Annotated in this window: 18 protein-coding genes and 2 tRNA genes; 18 read left to right on the top strand and 2 right to left on the bottom strand. The window is 58.8% G+C overall.

Annotation, left to right across the window (positions count from 1 at the left end):
- Positions 1 to 52 precede the first annotated feature (52 nt).
- From HB860_RS21125 to HB860_RS21115, 3 genes are all read left to right on the top strand, one after another.
- Positions 53 to 493, top strand: coding sequence for a copper chaperone PCu(A)C (locus HB860_RS21125; RefSeq protein WP_247627857.1), 441 nt, complete (start codon positions 53 to 55; stop codon positions 491 to 493).
- A 92-nt stretch (positions 494 to 585) separates the two neighbouring features.
- Complete coding sequence (locus tag HB860_RS21120; protein ID WP_139439071.1) at positions 586 to 1,215, top strand: TIGR04219 family outer membrane beta-barrel protein; 630 nt, start codon at positions 586 to 588, stop codon at positions 1,213 to 1,215.
- A 66-nt stretch (positions 1,216 to 1,281) separates the two neighbouring features.
- Complete coding sequence (locus tag HB860_RS21115; RefSeq protein WP_247627856.1) at positions 1,282 to 1,962, top strand: SDR family oxidoreductase; 681 nt, start codon at positions 1,282 to 1,284, stop codon at positions 1,960 to 1,962.
- 150 nt (positions 1,963 to 2,112) lie between these two features.
- Here the strand turns inward: HB860_RS21115 and HB860_RS21110 are convergent, their stop codons facing one another.
- Both HB860_RS21110 and HB860_RS21105 read right to left on the bottom strand, forming a co-directional pair.
- Complete coding sequence (locus tag HB860_RS21110; protein ID WP_247627855.1) at positions 2,113 to 2,742, bottom strand: 3'-5' exonuclease; 630 nt, start codon at positions 2,740 to 2,742, stop codon at positions 2,113 to 2,115.
- A 195-nt stretch (positions 2,743 to 2,937) separates the two neighbouring features.
- Positions 2,938 to 4,662 (bottom strand): proline--tRNA ligase, encoded by a 1,725-nt coding sequence (locus tag HB860_RS21105; protein WP_247627854.1) that lies wholly within the window; start codon positions 4,660 to 4,662, stop codon positions 2,938 to 2,940.
- A gap of 256 nt (positions 4,663 to 4,918) precedes the next feature.
- Between HB860_RS21105 and ruvA the strand changes: the two genes are divergently transcribed.
- The 15 genes from ruvA to HB860_RS21030 all read left to right on the top strand — a co-directional run bounded on the left by ruvA (position 4,919) and on the right by HB860_RS21030 (position 16,885).
- Positions 4,919 to 5,533, top strand: coding sequence for a Holliday junction branch migration protein RuvA (ruvA, locus tag HB860_RS21100; protein WP_043128860.1), 615 nt, complete (start codon positions 4,919 to 4,921; stop codon positions 5,531 to 5,533).
- Positions 5,534 to 5,608: 75 nt separating this feature from the next.
- Positions 5,609 to 6,619 carry a Holliday junction branch migration DNA helicase RuvB gene (gene ruvB / locus HB860_RS21095; protein ID WP_043128861.1) on the top strand — a complete coding sequence of 337 codons (1,011 nt, stop codon included), beginning with the start codon at positions 5,609 to 5,611 and terminating at the stop codon, positions 6,617 to 6,619.
- Positions 6,620 to 7,556: 937 nt separating this feature from the next.
- Positions 7,557 to 9,113: a cytochrome ubiquinol oxidase subunit I gene (gene cydA / locus HB860_RS21090; RefSeq protein WP_139439078.1), complete on the top strand. Its 1,557-nt coding sequence runs from the start codon at positions 7,557 to 7,559 to the stop codon at positions 9,111 to 9,113.
- Positions 9,114 to 9,125: 12 nt separating this feature from the next.
- A complete protein-coding gene (gene cydB / locus HB860_RS21085) occupies positions 9,126 to 10,262 on the top strand; it encodes a cytochrome d ubiquinol oxidase subunit II (protein ID WP_042650005.1) in 1,137 nt (378 codons plus the stop codon).
- Positions 10,263 to 10,276: 14 nt separating this feature from the next.
- Complete coding sequence (cydX, locus tag HB860_RS21080; RefSeq protein WP_005331536.1) at positions 10,277 to 10,393, top strand: cytochrome bd-I oxidase subunit CydX; 117 nt, start codon at positions 10,277 to 10,279, stop codon at positions 10,391 to 10,393.
- Entirely contained in the window at positions 10,380 to 10,691 is a 312-nt protein-coding gene (locus HB860_RS21075; RefSeq protein WP_111913291.1) for a cyd operon YbgE family protein, read from the top strand. The genes cydX and HB860_RS21075 overlap by 14 nt, the downstream gene beginning before the upstream one ends.
- Before the next feature lie 208 nt (positions 10,692 to 10,899).
- The gene (gene ybgC, locus HB860_RS21070) at positions 10,900 to 11,307 is read left to right on the top strand and encodes a tol-pal system-associated acyl-CoA thioesterase (RefSeq protein ID WP_005331541.1); all 408 of its coding nucleotides are present in this window, start codon (positions 10,900 to 10,902) and stop codon (positions 11,305 to 11,307) included.
- A complete protein-coding gene (gene tolQ / locus HB860_RS21065; protein WP_025325802.1) occupies positions 11,297 to 11,986 on the top strand; it encodes a protein TolQ in 690 nt (229 codons plus the stop codon). The genes ybgC and tolQ overlap by 11 nt, the downstream gene beginning before the upstream one ends.
- Complete coding sequence (tolR, locus tag HB860_RS21060; protein ID WP_005331545.1) at positions 11,987 to 12,433, top strand: protein TolR; 447 nt, start codon at positions 11,987 to 11,989, stop codon at positions 12,431 to 12,433.
- Positions 12,434 to 12,438: 5 nt separating this feature from the next.
- Complete coding sequence (gene tolA / locus HB860_RS21055; protein WP_139439080.1) at positions 12,439 to 13,572, top strand: cell envelope integrity protein TolA; 1,134 nt, start codon at positions 12,439 to 12,441, stop codon at positions 13,570 to 13,572.
- Between the two features lie 93 nt (positions 13,573 to 13,665).
- Complete coding sequence (gene tolB / locus HB860_RS21050; protein WP_025325804.1) at positions 13,666 to 14,991, top strand: Tol-Pal system beta propeller repeat protein TolB; 1,326 nt, start codon at positions 13,666 to 13,668, stop codon at positions 14,989 to 14,991.
- Positions 14,992 to 15,041: 50 nt separating this feature from the next.
- A complete protein-coding gene (pal, locus tag HB860_RS21045) occupies positions 15,042 to 15,566 on the top strand; it encodes a peptidoglycan-associated lipoprotein Pal (protein ID WP_005331552.1) in 525 nt (174 codons plus the stop codon).
- 158 nt (positions 15,567 to 15,724) lie between these two features.
- Positions 15,725 to 16,531: a tol-pal system protein YbgF gene (gene ybgF / locus HB860_RS21040; RefSeq protein WP_162519289.1), complete on the top strand. Its 807-nt coding sequence runs from the start codon at positions 15,725 to 15,727 to the stop codon at positions 16,529 to 16,531.
- A gap of 174 nt (positions 16,532 to 16,705) precedes the next feature.
- Positions 16,706 to 16,781 (top strand) — tRNA-Lys (locus tag HB860_RS21035).
- Between the two features lie 32 nt (positions 16,782 to 16,813).
- A tRNA-Val gene (locus tag HB860_RS21030) sits at positions 16,814 to 16,885 on the top strand.

Genomic DNA, 16,885 nt, shown 5'->3' with positions numbered 1-16,885 from the left:
CCATAGGGGTAAGCTTCGCTTCGTTTAACAACATCATAAAAGGATTTCAACCATGTTTAAACGTGCGTTTTATTCCAGCCTGGCCCTGCTGCTGGCCGCCCCCGCGCTGGCCAAGGTCGAGGCCGTCGACGGTTATGTGCGCCTGCTCCCCCCGGGTTCGCCCAACACGGCGGCCTTCATGGTGCTCAAGAATGACGCGGACAAGCCGGTGACCCTGACTGCTGCTGCCTCCCCTGACGCGGGCCGTGCCGAGCTGCACACCCATCTGCACGAGAATGGCGTCATGAAGATGCGCCAGGTGGAGAACATCGAAATCCCGGCCAGGGGGGAAGCCGTCCTCAAACCCGGCAGCCTCCACATCATGTTGTTCGAGGTGCGGGATCTCTCGGAGGACAGGCCCTTCCCCCTGACCCTGACCCTGGACGATGGTCAGACCCTGAGCCTGAGTCTGCCGGTGAAGCCGGTCGAGCCGATGAAGGGCATGCAGCACTGACATTAATGGACGCTTGTTCAGCTTTTTACTCTAGGTATTCCTTGCTCACCGGGTAAAATGATGGTCTTTCCAGTCCATAATGGAGCTATGTAATGAAGAAGACCCTGATTGCCGGCAGCCTGATTGCCCTGTTCAGCCATGCAGCCATGGCCGCCGATGACTGGCGTTTCGCGGCGGGTGCCGATATGTGGAACTCCCAGGGGAGCGGCCAGGTCAGCGGTGTCGGTGCCGATGGCAGCTATGACGACAACTACAACTGGAGCGGCTACCTGCAACTGGAGCACGGCATCTTCCTGCTGCCGAACGCCAAGTTCGAGATGTCCGATTTCAGCACCAGCGGCGGCTCCTTCAGCAACGATCTGCTGGCCTATGATCTGAGCCTCTATTACCGCCTGATGAACAACGACCTGTTCCAGCTCGATCTGGGTCTGACCGGTCGTCGCTACGATGGCGACTTCAACACCCAGCACTACTCCTACGACAAGGACGTGCTGATGGCTTACACCGGTGGTGAAGTGCGCATCCCGGGTACCGGCTTTGCCGCCTTTGGTGATCTGCGTGTGCAGGATGCGGACAACTATGACTACCGTCTGGGTGGTTCCTACAAGTTCTCCACAGTGCCGCTCAAGATCCGTGCCGGCTGGCGTGAGGCCGAGATGGACTTCGATCGTGTCGACCAGAGCATCGACGGCTGGTTCATCGGTGGCGAATTCACCTTCTAATCTGACGAAGGGTGGCGATGGGCCACCCGGACGTGTTTGACGGGCAAGGGTGAGGAAGGAGAGATAATGGGCCATATCATAGTGACTGGCGCGGGCTCCGGCCTTGGGCGCGCTCTGACAATCGGACTGGTTGAGCGCGGTCATAGGGTCTCCATGATGGGGCGCCGTTATCACAAGTTGCAGGAGCAGGAACAGCGGCTCGGCAGCGCCGTGGTCGGCATCGCCGCCGATCTGTCCCACCACGAAGAGGTGGAGATGGCCTTCGGTGCCGCCGTGGCCTGGGGTGGCTTGCCTTCCCTCGTGATCCACTGTGCCGGTGTCGGGGAATTCGGTCCTGTCGGTGTCTACACCGCCGAGCAGGTGCGCCGGGTGGTGGAGAGCAATCTGGTCTCCACCATACTGGTGGCCCAGCAGACGGTGCGCCTTATCGGCGAACAAGGCGGGGTGCTGGCCAATGTGCTCTCCTCCGCGGCCCAGACCGGCAAGGCCAACGAGAGCCTCTACTGCGCCTCCAAATGGGGGATGCGCGGCTTTCTGGAGTCCCTGCGGGCCGAGCTGAAAGGCTCGCCCCTGCGGCTGGTGAACCTCTACCCGAGCGGGATCCGCAGCGAATTCTGGGACAACTCGGATCACCTGGACCCGAGCGGCTTCATGACACCGGAAGATGCGGCGGCCTACATGCTCGACGCGCTGGAGGCGAGAAGCAGCTGCCATGTGACCGATCTCTTTATCGGTCGCAACGCCTGAGGCGATCTCCTGCCAACAGGCCCCGTCGTTCACGAAAGCAGAAACAAAAAGCGCGCCAATAGGCGCGCTTTTTTCATTCATATGCAGTGGTAAATACTATCGGGTTTGCTTGTCGTTAAGCCGGGTCATGATGATGTATGTCGGCACATATTATTTCCGCGCCGCATATTCCCGCAGGAAGGATGGGATCACCTGTTTTGGCTTCTTGCCCAGGGTCAGCAGCCATTCAAAATCCGGGTCGATAATGCCATATCGACACGCCAGCTCTTCCAACAAGGCGAGCCAGAGGTGGGCCGTCACCTCGGCATCCGCCAGGGCGCGGTGAAACACCCCGTCATTGGGCAGTCGCTTGTATTGCACCAGGGTGCCCAGCTTGTGATCCGGGGCATCGGGAAACAGCCGCCTCGACAGCAGCAGGGAACAGGCGAACTGCCCGCGGTATCGCGCCGGCAGCCACTCTACTTCCGCGTCCAGAAAGCGCTTGTCGAAGGAGGCGTTGTGGGCGACCAGATTGTCATCACCGATAAAGTCGACGAAATCCGCCATCACCTCGTGGCAGGGGGGAGCCTGTTTCAGCATGGCATTGCTGATCCCGGTGTATTGCTCGATGAAGCTGCTGACCTTGAAGCCTGGATTCATCAGCGCAGAGAACCGCTCGCTGATATGGCCATCCTTGATTCTGACGGCACCGATCTCGATGGCTCTATCCCCTTGTCCGGGTGAAAGCCCTGTGGTCTCGAAGTCGAGCACGACAACGGTATTGGCTGAGGCGATGGACATAACTTCTCGGGCAAGCTGGGTAAAGAGCGTCAGTCTAGGAAATCAGCCGTGCCGTGTACAGGGCAATACAGTTATCTCATTGGTTCACGCTGGAGACGCATTTTTGTGCATCATGGCTGAAAGCCATATAAAAAGCCCCGAGTACCGTGGCACTCGGGGCTTTCTTATGAAAAGTGAAAGGTGGTGTCGGCGTTATCAGCGACCCAGCTTGGCCTTGAGCATGGCGATGATGTCTTTGATCGCCACTTCCTGCTTCTCGCCGGTGCGGCGGCACTTGTACTCCACCACGCCGTTGTCCAGGCCGCGATCGCCGATGACGATGGCGTGCGGCACACCGATCAGCTCCATGTCGGCGAACATCACGCCCGGACGCTCCTTGCGGTCGTCGAACAGGACGTCCACACCGGCGGCCTTCAGCTCGGCGTAGAACTGCTGCGCCTGCTCGGTGACGCGCTCGGACTTGTGCATGTTCATCGGCACTATGGCCACTTCGAACGGGGCTATGGCCTCCGGCCAGATGATGCCGTACTGGTCGTTGTTCTGCTCGATGGCGGCGGCCACCAGACGGGAAACCCCGATACCGTAGCAACCCATCTCCATGGTGACGGACTTGCCGCCCTCGTTCAGCACGCTCGCCTTCATGGCTTCGGAGTACTTGGTCCCCAGCTGGAAGATGTGGCCCACTTCGATGCCGCGCTTGAGCAGCAGCTTGCCCTGGCCGCAGGGGCTGGGGTCGCCTTCCACCACGTTGCGCAGGTCGGCAACCTCGTAGGTAGCGATGTCGCGATCCCAGTTGGCTCCGGTCAGGTGGAAGCCGGTCTCGTTGGCGCCGCAAACAAAATCGCTCAGATGGGCGGCGCTGCGATCGACGATGATGCGACCGGCAAAGCCGACCGGACCTATGGAGCCCGCGTCGCAACCGGCGGCCGCTTTAATCTGCTCGTCGTTGGCGAAGGTGAGCGGGTTGGCGACGCCAGCCAGCTTCTCGGCCTTGATTTCGTTCAGCTCGTGGTCGCCACGCAGCACCAGGGCGATAACGGCCTGCTTGCCGTGCTCGTCCGCTTCGGCCAGTACCAGCAGGGTCTTGGCGATGGCGGTCGGCGCCACGTTGAGGAAGGCGGCAACCTCGTCGATGGTGTGAACGGCCGGGGTGGCGACCTTGGTCAGGGCTGCGGTGGCAGCGGCGCGCTCACCGGCTGGTGCCAACGCTTCGGCCATCTCGATGTTGGCGGCGTAATCGGATGTATCGGAGAAGGCGATCAAGTCTTCACCGCTCTCGGCCAGCACCTGGAATTCGTGGGAGCCGGTGCCACCGATGGAGCCGGTGTCGGCCTGCACCGGACGGAAGTTCAGACCCATGCGGGTGAAGGCGGCGCAGTAGGCGGCGTGCATCTTCTCGTAGGTCTCGATCAGCGAGGCCTTGTCGATATGGAAGGAGTAGGCATCCTTCATCAGGAACTCGCGGCCGCGCATCACGCCGAAACGAGGGCGAACCTCGTCGCGGAACTTGGTCTGGATCTGGTAGAGGTTGAGCGGCAACTGCTTGTAGCTGTTCACTTCGTAACGGACCAGGGCGGTGATCACCTCTTCGTGGGTCGGGCCCAGCACGAAGGGACGGTTGTGACGGTCGGTCAGGCGGCACAGCTCGGGGCCGTAGTCATCCCAGCGACCGGACTCCTGCCACAGCTCGGCGGGTTGTACCACCGGCATGGAAACTTCGATGGCACCAGCATTGTTCATCTCTTCGCGAACAATGTTCTCGATCTTTTTCAGTACCCGCAGACCGGTTGGCAGCCAGGCGTACATGCCGGAGGCCAGTTTACGGATCATGCCGGCGCGCAGCATCAGCTGGTGGCTGATGACTTCAGCGTCGGAGGGGGTTTCCTTGAGAGTGGAAAGCAGATATTGGCTGGTACGCATCGCGGTAGACCTTCGCTAGTTCGGGCCCTTGGCCCTGGAAAATTTCAAGTGCGGAATTTTAACAGGCCGAGCCCCGTGGCCCAAGGGCTAAATTCAGCCAGGCAGGGGGGAAGGGCCGCGCTGGCACGGGTCTTGTCCCCCCGGGCAGGGGAGGGGGAGCGGCAGATCGCGGGACAAGCCCTATGCTGGATACTTATCCAGTTATTCTTTATGCTATGACCCAATTTGCAAGAGTCTGCGTGGCGAGGAAGAGAACATGATCGGTCGCTTGAGAGGCGTCATCATCGAGAAACAACCCCCTGAGGTGCTGATCGAAGTGGGGGGCCTGGGCTATGAAGTGCACATGCCCATGAGCTGCTTCTATGATCTGCCTGAGCTTGGGAAGGAAGCTGTCATTCACACCCACTTCGTGGTGCGCGAAGATGCCCAGCTGCTCTATGGCTTCAACCACAAGCAGGAGCGGGCGCTGTTTCGCGAGCTGATCAAGACCAACGGGGTCGGCCCCAAGCTGGCGCTGGCCATCCTCTCCGGCATGACGGCCACCCAGTTCGTGATGAGCGTCGAGCGCGAGGAGATAAGCTCCCTGGTCAAGTTGCCCGGTGTGGGCAAGAAGACCGCCGAGCGGCTGGTGGTGGAGATGAAAGACCGCCTCAAGGGCTGGGTCAGCCACGATCTCTTCTCCCCTGCCGCCATCAGCCTGCCCGCCCAGGAGAGCCAGCTGCGCGCGCCCGATGCCAGCGAAGAGGCGGCCAGCGCCCTGGTGGCGCTCGGTTACAAGCCGCAGCAGGCGAGCCAGATCGTGGCCAAGGTGGCCAGCGAGGGCATGTCGGTGGAAGCCATCATCCGTGAATCCCTGCGCAGCCTGGTGTGAGGATGACAATGAAGCAAGCGGACCATCCCGGGTCACTGGACTGTGACCGCGGGGATGCAGAGCGTGAGGTAGTGCATGATTGAAGCGGATCGTCTCATCTCGGCCGGTGCCGCCCGCGAGGACGAGGTCATCGATAGGGCCATCCGGCCCAGGAAGCTGGCGGATTACACCGGGCAGGATCACGTCTGCGACCAGATGGAGATCTTCATCGAGGCCGCCCGCCAGCGTGGGGAGGCCCTCGATCATCTGCTGATCTTCGGCCCGCCCGGGCTTGGCAAGACCACGCTCGCGAATATCGTGGCCAACGAGATGGGGGTCAATATCAAGACCACCTCGGGCCCGGTGCTGGAGAAGGCCGGCGATCTCGCCGCCCTGCTCACCAACCTCGAACCGAACGATGTATTGTTCATCGACGAAATCCACCGCCTCAGCCCAGTGGTGGAGGAGGTGCTCTATCCGGCCATGGAGGATTACCAGCTCGACATCATGATAGGAGAGGGGCCTGCCGCCCGCTCCATCAAGCTCGATCTCCCTCCCTTCACCCTGATCGGGGCCACCACCCGGGCCGGCTCCCTGACCAGTCCCCTGCGGGATCGTTTCGGCATCGTCCAGCGCCTGGAGTTCTATAACGTCAAGGATCTCACCGACATCGTCTCCCGCAGCGCCCGCTGCCTCGGGCTCGACATGTCGGGGGACGGGGCGCTGGAGGTGGCTCGCCGCTCCCGGGGGACCCCGCGGATTGCTAACCGTCTGTTAAGACGGGTGCGGGATTTCGCCCAGGTGAAATCCGATGGTCGCATTGATGGACCCATAGCGGCCCGTGCCATGGACATGCTGGACGTGGACAATGAGGGGTTCGACTTCATGGACCGCAAGCTATTGTTGGCCGTCATCGACAAGTTTATGGGGGGGCCAGTGGGTCTCGACAACCTGGCCGCCGCCATAGGGGAAGAGAAGGACACCATAGAGGACGTGCTGGAGCCTTATCTGATCCAGCAAGGCTATCTGCAACGTACACCCAGAGGGCGGATCGCGACACCGAGAGCTTATGCGCACTTTGGCCTGCAACGGCCAGATGAGCAGTAAAAGCAGCCTTTTGAACGACAAACCGCCCCAAGGGCGGTTTTTTATTATCCGGGCAAAAAAAAGCCCACGGCGGATGCGGTGGGCAAAGACAATTCAGGATGGATGTTCACAGACAGTGAGTGCGTCTGCAGACCGGTCGGGAAAAAACAAAGGAGCCGTCGCGAGGCCTCAGAGTCGGTTCATTTGATAGAGTTGAACGAACGAAAGCTTGTAGTAACGGATGGTCTTGGCAACAAACTTTTTCATCATTAATCCCAACAAACAGGTTCGAAATGTTCATCGAATACGTACCGGGAACCCGGAATGACCGGCCTGTATCCAGAGGTGTGCCCTCACTGCGAGGCGCATTGTAGGAGCTCTTGCCGGGCCGGACAAACAAGAAAATCTATGTGTTTCGGATTAGATAAATTAATGTATTTGCGAGGTAGCCCTATCCGCATAAACATGTGTTTTTGCTGGTTTTAAATTGATTTCATGATGGCCTGCACCATTCTTGAAATATCGGATTGATAAGGGCGAGCCTGCTCATATCATCTATTTGTTTAACAGAATTGAAACTATTTTGACGAGAGTTAAAATTGATTTAAATCAAGTATTTACGGTTTAATTTTTTTTGTGAGCAAGCTCCCAAAATTAATGGGAAACGGCTTGTAAGTTGCCTTGAAAAGGCATGTATTGATGATGGGTTTACATTGATTTCAATCAAATAAAGATGATATAAAACAGCCATCATTATAGGCGAGAATAGAACTGCAGTTAATGTTTACCAGATGTTAAACATTAGCTTTTTTTGTTCCTCTATATTGCCTTGTTGTTAATGTGGTGGCAGTCGAATCCGGTCAGTCCGCGAGGGGTGATCGACCATTCGGGGACTTCCAATGGAAGCTTTGTCCTTAAAACTTAAAATAGCCGTGCCAATAATCGGTGAGGAAACATCATGATTGCTGAGCATGTGGTAGACCTATCGCGGTTCCAATTCGCTGCGACGGCCCTTTATCACTTCCTGTTTGTACCCCTGACGCTGGGAATGGCCTTCCTCCTGGCGATCATGGAGTCTGTCTATGTGATGACCAACAACACAGTGTACCGGGACATGACCAAGTTCTGGGGCAAGTTGTTTGGTATCAACTTTGCCCTTGGGGTTACCACCGGGCTCACCATGGAGTTTCAGTTCGGTACCAACTGGGCTTATTACTCCCACTATGTCGGCGATATCTTCGGGGCCCCGCTGGCCATCGAAGGCCTGATGGCCTTCTTCCTGGAGTCCACCTTCGTCGGCATGTTCTTCTTCGGTTGGGATCGCCTCAGCAAGCGCCAGCATCTGGCGGCAACCTGGCTGATGGCACTCGGGACCAACCTCTCCGCCCTCTGGATCCTGGTCGCCAACGGCTGGATGCAGAACCCGGTCGGTGCCGAGTTCAACTTCGAATCCATGCGCATGGAGATGGTGAGCTTCGCCGATCTGGTGTTCAACCCGGTGGCGCAGGTCAAGTTCGTCCACACAGTGGCGGCGGGCTACACCACGGGCGCCATGTTCGTGCTGGGCATCTCCTCCTACTACCTGCTGAAGAATCGTGATGTGGCCTTCGCCCGTCGCTCCTTCGCCATCGCGGCCGCATTCGGCATGGCCTCCATCCTCTCCGTGCTGGTGCTGGGTGACGAGTCCGGCTACGAGACCGGGGAAGTGCAGAAGGTGAAGCTGGCTGCTATCGAGGCAGAGTGGAACACCGAGCCGGCCCCCGCATCCTTCACTCTGTTCGGCATTCCGAACCAGGAAGAGATGCGCACCGACTACGCCATCAAGATCCCTTATGCCCTCGGCATCATAGCGACCCGTTCCCTGGACGGTCAGGTAACCGGTCTCAAGGATCTGAAGAGCGAGCATGAAGTGCGCGTGCGCAGCGGCATGACCGCCTACGATCTGCTGACCAAGCTGCAATCCGGCGACAAGTCAGACGAGACCCGTGCTCGTTTCGACGAGGTGAAGCAGGATCTGGGCTACGGTCTGCTGCTCAAGCGTTACACCGCCAACGTGACCGACGCCACCGACGATCAGATCAAGGCCGCCGTGGATGACTCCATCCCGCAGGTGCTGCCGCTGTTCTTCGCCTTCCGCATCATGGTTGCCTGCGGCATGTTGATGCTGGTGCTGATCGGTCTGGCCTTCTATGACAGCACTCGCCACAAGATCGGTGAGCGCAAGTGGTTGCTCAAGGCGCTGCTGTACGGCATCCCGCTGCCCTGGATCGCCATCGAGGCGGGCTGGTTTGTTGCCGAGTACGGTCGCCAGCCCTGGACCATCGCCGAGATGCTGCCGACCTCAGTCTCCGCATCCAATATCCCTGCGTCCGAGATCTGGTTCTCCCTGATCGGGATCTGCCTGTTCTACACCGTACTGCTGATCATCGAGATGTACCTGATGTTCAAGTATGCGCGTCTGGGCCCAAGCAGCCTGAAGACGGGCAAGTACCACTTCGAACAGAGCAAGGCATAAGGAGAGTAACCCATGTTTGATTACGAAATGTTGCGTCTGGTCTGGTGGGTGCTGGTCGGCGTGCTGCTGATCGGCTTCGCCATCACCGACGGCTTCGATATGGGGGTCGGTGCCCTGCTCCCCTTCGTCGGCAAGAAGGATGTGGAGCGTCGGGTGATGCTCAACACCATGGGGCCGCACTGGGAAGGCAACCAGGTCTGGTTGGTCACCGCGGGCGGTGCCCTGTTTGCGGCCTGGCCCATGGTCTATGCGGCGGCCTTCTCCGGCTTCTACATCGCCATGATCCTGACCCTGATGGCGCTCTTCTTCCGTCCGGTCGGCTTCAAGTACCGCTCCCTGCAGGAAGGCGCCCAGTGGCGCACCAGCTGGGACTGGGCGCTGTTCGCCGGTAGTGCCATTCCCCCCGTCATCTTCGGGGTGGCCTTCGGCAACCTGCTGCAAGGGGTTCCCTTCAGCTTCAACCAGTTCCTGATGCTGACCTACCACGGCAACTTCTTCGGCCTGCTCAACCCGTTCGGTCTGCTGGCTGGCCTGGTGAGCCTGTTCATGATAGTGACCCAGGGCGCTGCCTGGCTGATGATGAAGACCGAAGGTGAAGTGCTGGCCCGCTCCCGCACCGCCGCCATGATCTTCTCCCTGCTGACCCTGGTGCTGTTTGCCCTGGCCGGTGTCTGGGTGAGCGGCATGGATGGCTATGTGATCGTGGGCGCCGTCGCCACCGACGCCGTCACCAACCCGCTTCACAAGGAAGTGGTGGTGCAGGCCGGTGCCTGGATGCAGAACTACAACCTCTACCCCTGGATGATTGCCGCCCCCGTGCTGGGTCTGGTGATGAGCCTGCTGACCGCGCTTGCGGCCAAGCTGGGCAAGGGCTGGATGGCGTTCCTGTTCTCCTCCCTGGCCATTGCCGGCATCATACTGACCGCGGGCTTCTCCATGTTCCCGTTCGTGATGCCCTCCAGCCTGGAGCCGTCCCAGAGCCTGACCATGTGGGATGCCACCGCCTCCTTCAACACCCTCAAGGTGATGACGGTAGTCGCAGTCGTCTTCGTACCGACAGTGCTGGCTTACACCATCTGGACCTACATCAAGATGTTTGGCCGGGTGAGCAACAAGCACATCGAAGACAACCAACAATCGCTCTACTAAGAAGGTGCCCTGATATGTGGTATTTCACCTGGATCCTGGGGCTGTTGCTGGCCTGTGCGTTTGGGATCATCAATGCGCTCTGGCTGGAGCACACCGAGAACCTGGATCGTCAGATCGATGAAGACAAGTGACAGGCTCGCCCGGCTGGCCGCTCCCCTGGAGCGCCAGCCATGGCAAGGTCTGATGTTGCTGGCGGCGGCCCTGCTGGGCGTCGCCATCTTGCAGGCACCGAATCTGGTGGCCGCCAACACCAGTGACCACGGTCTCTGGCTGGCCCCCTGGCTGATGTGGGCGGTCTGCTGCGGTGTCATGCACGGACTGGGGTTTCACCCCCGCAGCCTGGTCGGGCGCCTGCTGTTTTTCCCCTGGCTCGCCTTGCCAAGCCTGTTGTACGGGCTCTGGCTGACCAGCGGTTATTACCTGCCATAAACACAGAGGGAGGCCAGACATTTTCTGCCTCCCTCTGCTTTTGTACCCCGCAGTGCGGCCGTGGTTTTGCCCCCGGCGGATGGGCCGTTATTGCCTGCCATAAAAAACAGGGGGAGATGGGATTTCCCTGTCTCCCCCTGCTTCTTTCCTATTCAGCCCTGCGCTATGATAGCCCCCCATCTGACTGTCGAATGGATCACAGATTTTTATGGGGGAAGTCTCTGAGTTTCCGGTACGTGTCTACTACGAAGACACAGACGCCGGAGGCATCGTCTACAACGCCAATTATCTCAAGTTTATGGAACGGGCTCGCACCGAGTTCCTGCGCGCCGGCGACATCGAGCAAGATGTCCTGTTGCAGGCGGGGATCGCCTTCGTGGTGAGTCGCACCGAGATCGATTTCCGCTCCGCGGCCCGCTTCAATGAACTGCTGACCGTATTGACGCAAGTGACTGAAGTGAAACGTGCTTCCATGCGCTTTTCACAGCAGATCCTGGCGGCTGATGGACGACTGATCACCCAGGCCATGGTACAGATTGCCTGTGTCAGTCATCCGCAAATGAAACCTGTTGCAATACCTGAAAAAATCAAGGGAGTGCTGTTAAGTGCACGCTGAAATTTCGTTTATTGGTCTGTTCTGGCAAGCCAGCCTGCTGGTGAAACTGGTCATGATGACCCTGATGGGCATGTCGGTCGTCTCCTGGGCGCTGATCATCCAGCGTTCCAAGGTGATCAAGGCGGCCAACCTCGCCTCGGAGCAGTTTGAAGACAGATTCTGGTCCGGCGTCGACCTCAACCGTCTCTATCAGGAGTCCTCCTCCCGCCGCGATGACATCGAAGGCATGGAAGACATCTTCTATTCCGGTTTCAAGGAGTATGCCCGCCTGCTCAAGGCCGGTGCCCGTGGCCAGGATGCGGTGATGGACGGTACTTACCGCGCCATGCGCGTCTCCCTGTCCCGTGCGGTGGACGAGCTGGAATCCAACCTGCCAGTGCTGGCGACCGTCGGTTCCATCAGCCCCTATATCGGCCTGTTTGGTACCGTATGGGGCATCATGAACGCCTTTATCGCCCTGGGCCAGGTGCAGCAGGCGACCCTGCAGATGGTGGCACCGGGCATCGCGGAGGCGCTGATCGCCACCGCCATGGGTCTGTTCGCGGCCATTCCCGCGGTTATTTTCTATAACAGATTCACCAACAAGGTGGAGAAGCTGGAGAACGCCTACGCCAACTTCATGGACGAGTTCACCACCATACTGAACCGTCAGATTGCACAGCAGCAGGGTGACAAGTAAATGCAAACCTATCAGCGGATCCGGCGCAAGAAGGTCGCCGAGATCAACGTGGTGCCCTATATCGACGTCATGCTGGTGCTGCTCATCATCTTCATGGCGGTGACGCCGGTGATCACGCAAGGGGTCAAGGTGGACCTGCCCCAGGCGGAGTCCGAGCAACTGCCCGAGGACGCCAAGCCCCCCTTCATCGTCAGCGTCAACACCGAGGGTGAGTACGTCATCAAGGCCGGTGAGGCGGATGACGAGCCAGTGCCAAGCGGCACGCCCGAGGCGATGCAGCAATACATCACCGAGAAGGCCATGGGCTATCTGGCCATCAACCAGAACGCTCCCGTGGTGGTGGCGGGTGACAAGTCCGTGCGTTACGAAGAGGTGATCCTGCTGATGGTGGCCCTCAAGAAAGCCGGTGTGCCTCAGGTTGGCCTGATGACGGATCCGGTGAACTGACGGAGATGGATGTGAAGCGTGGTATTTCCGGTTATCTCGTCGCGTCGCTGCTGCTGCATCTGATCATCGGCATCATACTGCTGGTCGGGGTCGACTTCAGCAAGCCCAAGCGCCCCGAGTCGAAGGGACAGATCGTCAATGCAGTGATGCTGGACAGCGAGTTCCTGGAGCAACAGGCACAGCAGATCCAGCAGCAGAAAGCTCAGCCCAAGGCTGCCCAGCAGCAGAAAGAGAAGGACAAGGAAGACGCCGATCAGGCCCGGCGCGAGCTGGCGAAGGAGCAGGAGCGTCTGCGCATCGCCGAGACCAAGCGCAAGGAGGCCGAGGAGGCCACCCGCAAGGCCGAGACCGAGAAGCAGAAGAAGGTAGCCGAGCAGAAGCAGGCGGAAGAGCAGGCCCAGAAGGCCGAGGAGGCCCGCAAGCTGGAGGCGCAGAAGACCAAGCAGGCCGAAGCCAAGCGCCAGGAAGAGGAACTCGCCAAGGCGCTGGCGCTCAAGAAAAAGAAAGAAGAGCTGGAGAAGAAGCAGGCCGAAGAGAAAGCCAAGGCGAAGGCGGATGCGGCCAAGAAGGCTGAAGCCGACAAGAAGGCCAAGGCCGAGGCAGAGAAGAAAGCCAAGGCGGAAGCCGAGAAGAAGGCCAAGGCTGAGGCAGAGAAAAAGGCTGCAGATGAAGCCGCCAAGAAGGCAAAAGCTGACGCAGAGAAGAAGGCGAAGGCCGAGGCTGACAAGAAGGCCAAGATAGAGGCGGAGCGCAAACGCAAGGCGGCCGAGGAGGCCAAGCTGCAGAAAGAGATGGAAGCCATGATGCAGCAGCAGCTGGAGGCTGAAGCCAGTTCCCGCAGTCAGGCCGCATCGGCTGCCGCCAAGGGGGAGGTCGACAAGTACGCCGCCCTCATCAAGGCAACGGTCGAGCGCTACATGATTTTGGATCCCACCATGCGGGGCAAAACCTGTACTATCGGTGTCAAATTGGCCAGTACCGGCTTCGTCATCTCGGTGGACAACGGCCAGGGTGACCCGGCGGTCTGCCGCTCCGGCAAGGCGGCTGTGCTGAAGGCGAATCAGTTGCCGGTGCCGAAGGATCCGGCGGCGTTCGAGATGTTGAAGGAGTTTAACCTCAAGTTAGAACCTAGCATCTAGACGTGATAAAACGGGGTCATTGACCGTGGTTGGCAGCATCTGCTGATAAAGGAATTTCACCTCTCATTTTTATTGGAACAGAGTATTTAAGCCATGATAAGAAAAGTGTTTTTTGCTTTGGTTGGCTGCCTTCTGCTAGGCCAGAGCGCTCAGGCGGCCTTGGACATCGTCATCACCGGCGGTATTGACAGTGCGCGCCCCATCGCCATCGCCCCCTTCAAGTGGGAAGGCAATGGTCAACTGCCACAGGATATCGCAGAGGTGGTCTCCAACGACCTGATGCGCAGCGGCAAGTTCAAGCCGCTGGCCCGTGGCCAGATGCCGCAGACCCCGAGCACCAGCGGCGAGATCAACTTCGCTCCCTGGGCGTCCCAGGGTGTGGAGGCCGTGGTGGTCGGTTCCATCGCGGCGGTCGGTGATGGCACCTACAAGATCAACTTCGAGCTGGTCGACGTGCTGAAGGGCCAGCTGGCCAAGACCCAGGGCGGCGAAGCGAATGGCTACATCCTCGACAGCCGCATGGCGACCATACCGGGTGCCCAGATGCGCCAGTTCGCCCACCGCATCTCCGACATCGTCTATGAGCGTCTGACCGGTGAGCGTGGTGCCTTCCTGACCCGTCTGGCCTATGTCTCCGTCCAGCAGGGCACCCAGTTCCCGTACCAGCTGCGGATCTCAGATTACGATGGCTACAACGAGAAGACCCTGCTGCGCTCCCGCGAGCCGCTGATGTCACCGGCCTGGTCGCCGGATGGCAGCAAGCTGGCCTATGTGAGCTTCGAGAACCAGAAGTCCGAGATCTATGTGCAGGACATCTATACCCAGCAACGCAGCCTGATCACCAGTTTCCGCGGCATCAACGGTGCCCCCGAGTGGTCACCAGATGGTCGCCGTTTGGCTATTGTTTTGTCCAAAGATGGGCAGCCTGATCTCTATGTCGTTGATGTTGCTAGCAAGCAACTCACTCGAGTCACAAATAACCGTACCATAGACACCGAACCCTCCTGGATGCCGGACGGTCAAACTTTGCTGTTCACCTCTGAACGTGGTGGCAAACCCCAGATTTATAGCGTAAATTTGGCGACTGGCGTCACTCGCCGGATGACCTGGGAAGGGGATTCCAACCAGGGGGCATCCATCACGCCGGACGGCAAGTCCATGGTGATGGTGACCCGGGTTCAGGGACAATATCGCATCGCTCGCCAGGATATGGAGAACGGAGCCATGTTGGTACTGACCCAGAGTGCTCTGGACGAGTCGCCAAGTGTGGCACCCAATGGCAGCATGATCATTTATGCCACCATCTATCAGGGTCGTAAGAGTCTTGCGTTGGTGTCGACCGATGGTCGCTTCAAGGCAGTGCTTCCGACCAGTAGCGGTGAAATTCGTGCACCAGCTTGGTCGCCCTTCTTGAATTGATAAAAAAATCGATTGTTTTTTGTTTTGTTATAAAGGTTTAAGGAAATAGCATGCAACTCAATAAACTGCTCAAGGGTCTGGCCATCGCACTGCCACTGTTCACCCTGGCTGCCTGTAGTTCTTCTTCCGACTCCGACGCCGCTGGCGCCGAGTCTGGCATGACCGACGGCATGGGCGGTGTACAAACCGGTGGCGCCAACGGCATGTTGTCCCCGGAAGAGCAGATGCGTCAGAAGTTCGAAGCTCTGCAGCGCGATAACGTGATCTACTTCCCGTACGATGGTTACGACATTCAGGGTCAGTACGCCGACCTGCTGGATGCCCATGCCAGCTACCTGCGTGAGCGTCCGAGCGTCAAGGTATTGATCGAAGGCCACGCCGATGAGCGCGGTACTCCGGAATACAACATCGCCCTGGGTGAGCGTCGTGCCAAGGCCGTTGCCAAGTATCTGCAAACCCTGGGTGTGCAGGCCGAGCAGCTCTCCATCGTCAGCTATGGCGAAGAGAAGCCGCTGGATCTGTCCCACACCGAGGACGCCTTTGCCAAAAACCGCCGTGCGGTCCTGGTTTACTAAGGTTTGAACCGAACGAAGTTCGTTTATATGCAAGCGGCCATTTCGATGGCCGTTTTATTTGCACTAAACGCCAAGGTTTGATCCGAATGAAATCTGTATAAGCGAGCGACTATGGCGCTGGCCGTTTTATTTGCACTAAACGCTAAGGTTTGATCCGAATGAAATCTGTGTACAAGCAAGCTGTTGTTGCGCTGGCCGTATTGGTTGCTCTGAATGCGCATGCGGCGGCTCCTGTCAGCGATCTGGGCGGTGACTCGGGTGGTGGGGTTGTCCTTAGCGGCAACAACGGCGCTATCGTGCCTACCGGTAGCCTGGAAGACAGGGTCGCCCTGCTGGAGCGCACCCTGAATGCCCGTCTGCGCCTGCAGGCCGAGCTGCAGCAACAGGTGGACTCCCTGCAAGGGGAGGTCTCCGAACTGCGTGGTCAGCTGGAGCAGCAGACCTACCAGATGGAGCAGTCGCAAGAGCGTCAGCGCCAGCTCTATCAGGAGCTCGACAAGGTGGCCAACAGCCAGCCTGCCGCCGCAGCGCCCGCGACCCCGGCAGCTGGCGCCACGACACCCGCCGCCGCGGCCAACTACTCGACCAATCAGGACGAGAATCAGGCCTATGACGCCGCCGTGAACATGGTGCTCAAGGAGAAGAACTACGACAAGGCCATTCCTGCCTTCGAAGGGTTCATCAAGCAGTTCCCGAGCTCCAGCTATGTTCCCAATGCGCACTACTGGCTTGGCCAGCTGATGTTCAACAAGGGTGACAGAGCCGGTGCCGCCAGCCAGTTCTCCACTGTGGCGAACAAGTACAGCAAGTCGCCCAAGCGGGCCGATGCCCTGCTGAAGCTGGGCATGCTGGCGCAGCTCGACGGCAAGAAAGCGGAAGCCAAGGCCTTTTATGAGCAGGTGATCAAGGGCTATCCCAATACCTCGCCGGCCCAGTTGGCCAAGCAGAGCCTCGGCAAGCTGTAACATTGCTGCATGTCACTGTTTTCGTAACAGTCTTGTAAATACGGCTCTGCTTTGTATGCGCAGTGAACAAACAGATTTAATTTAAGATTTTTCTATTGCGCCAGGATGATAAATCCGTAATATAGGCCGCCGTCAGAGCCGGTGCAGCAGTGCGCTCGGAACTGGTCGTGGTGAGGGTCGTTAGCTCAGTCGGTAGAGCAGTTGACTTTTAATCAATTGGTCGCTGGTTCGAATCCAGCACGACCCACCATTTCTTCACAACGAGTGAAGACAGCATTCCCAGGTCGTTTAGCTCAGCTGGGAGAGCACCTCCCTTACAAGGAGGGGGTCACTGGTTCGAGCCCAGTAACGACC

The organism is Aeromonas genomosp. paramedia (assembly GCF_023093515.1).
Classification (GTDB): Bacteria; Pseudomonadota; Gammaproteobacteria; order Enterobacterales; family Aeromonadaceae; genus Aeromonas.
Note: the sequence above shows the minus strand (reverse complement) of the source record. Positions and strands in the feature narration are given on the sequence as shown.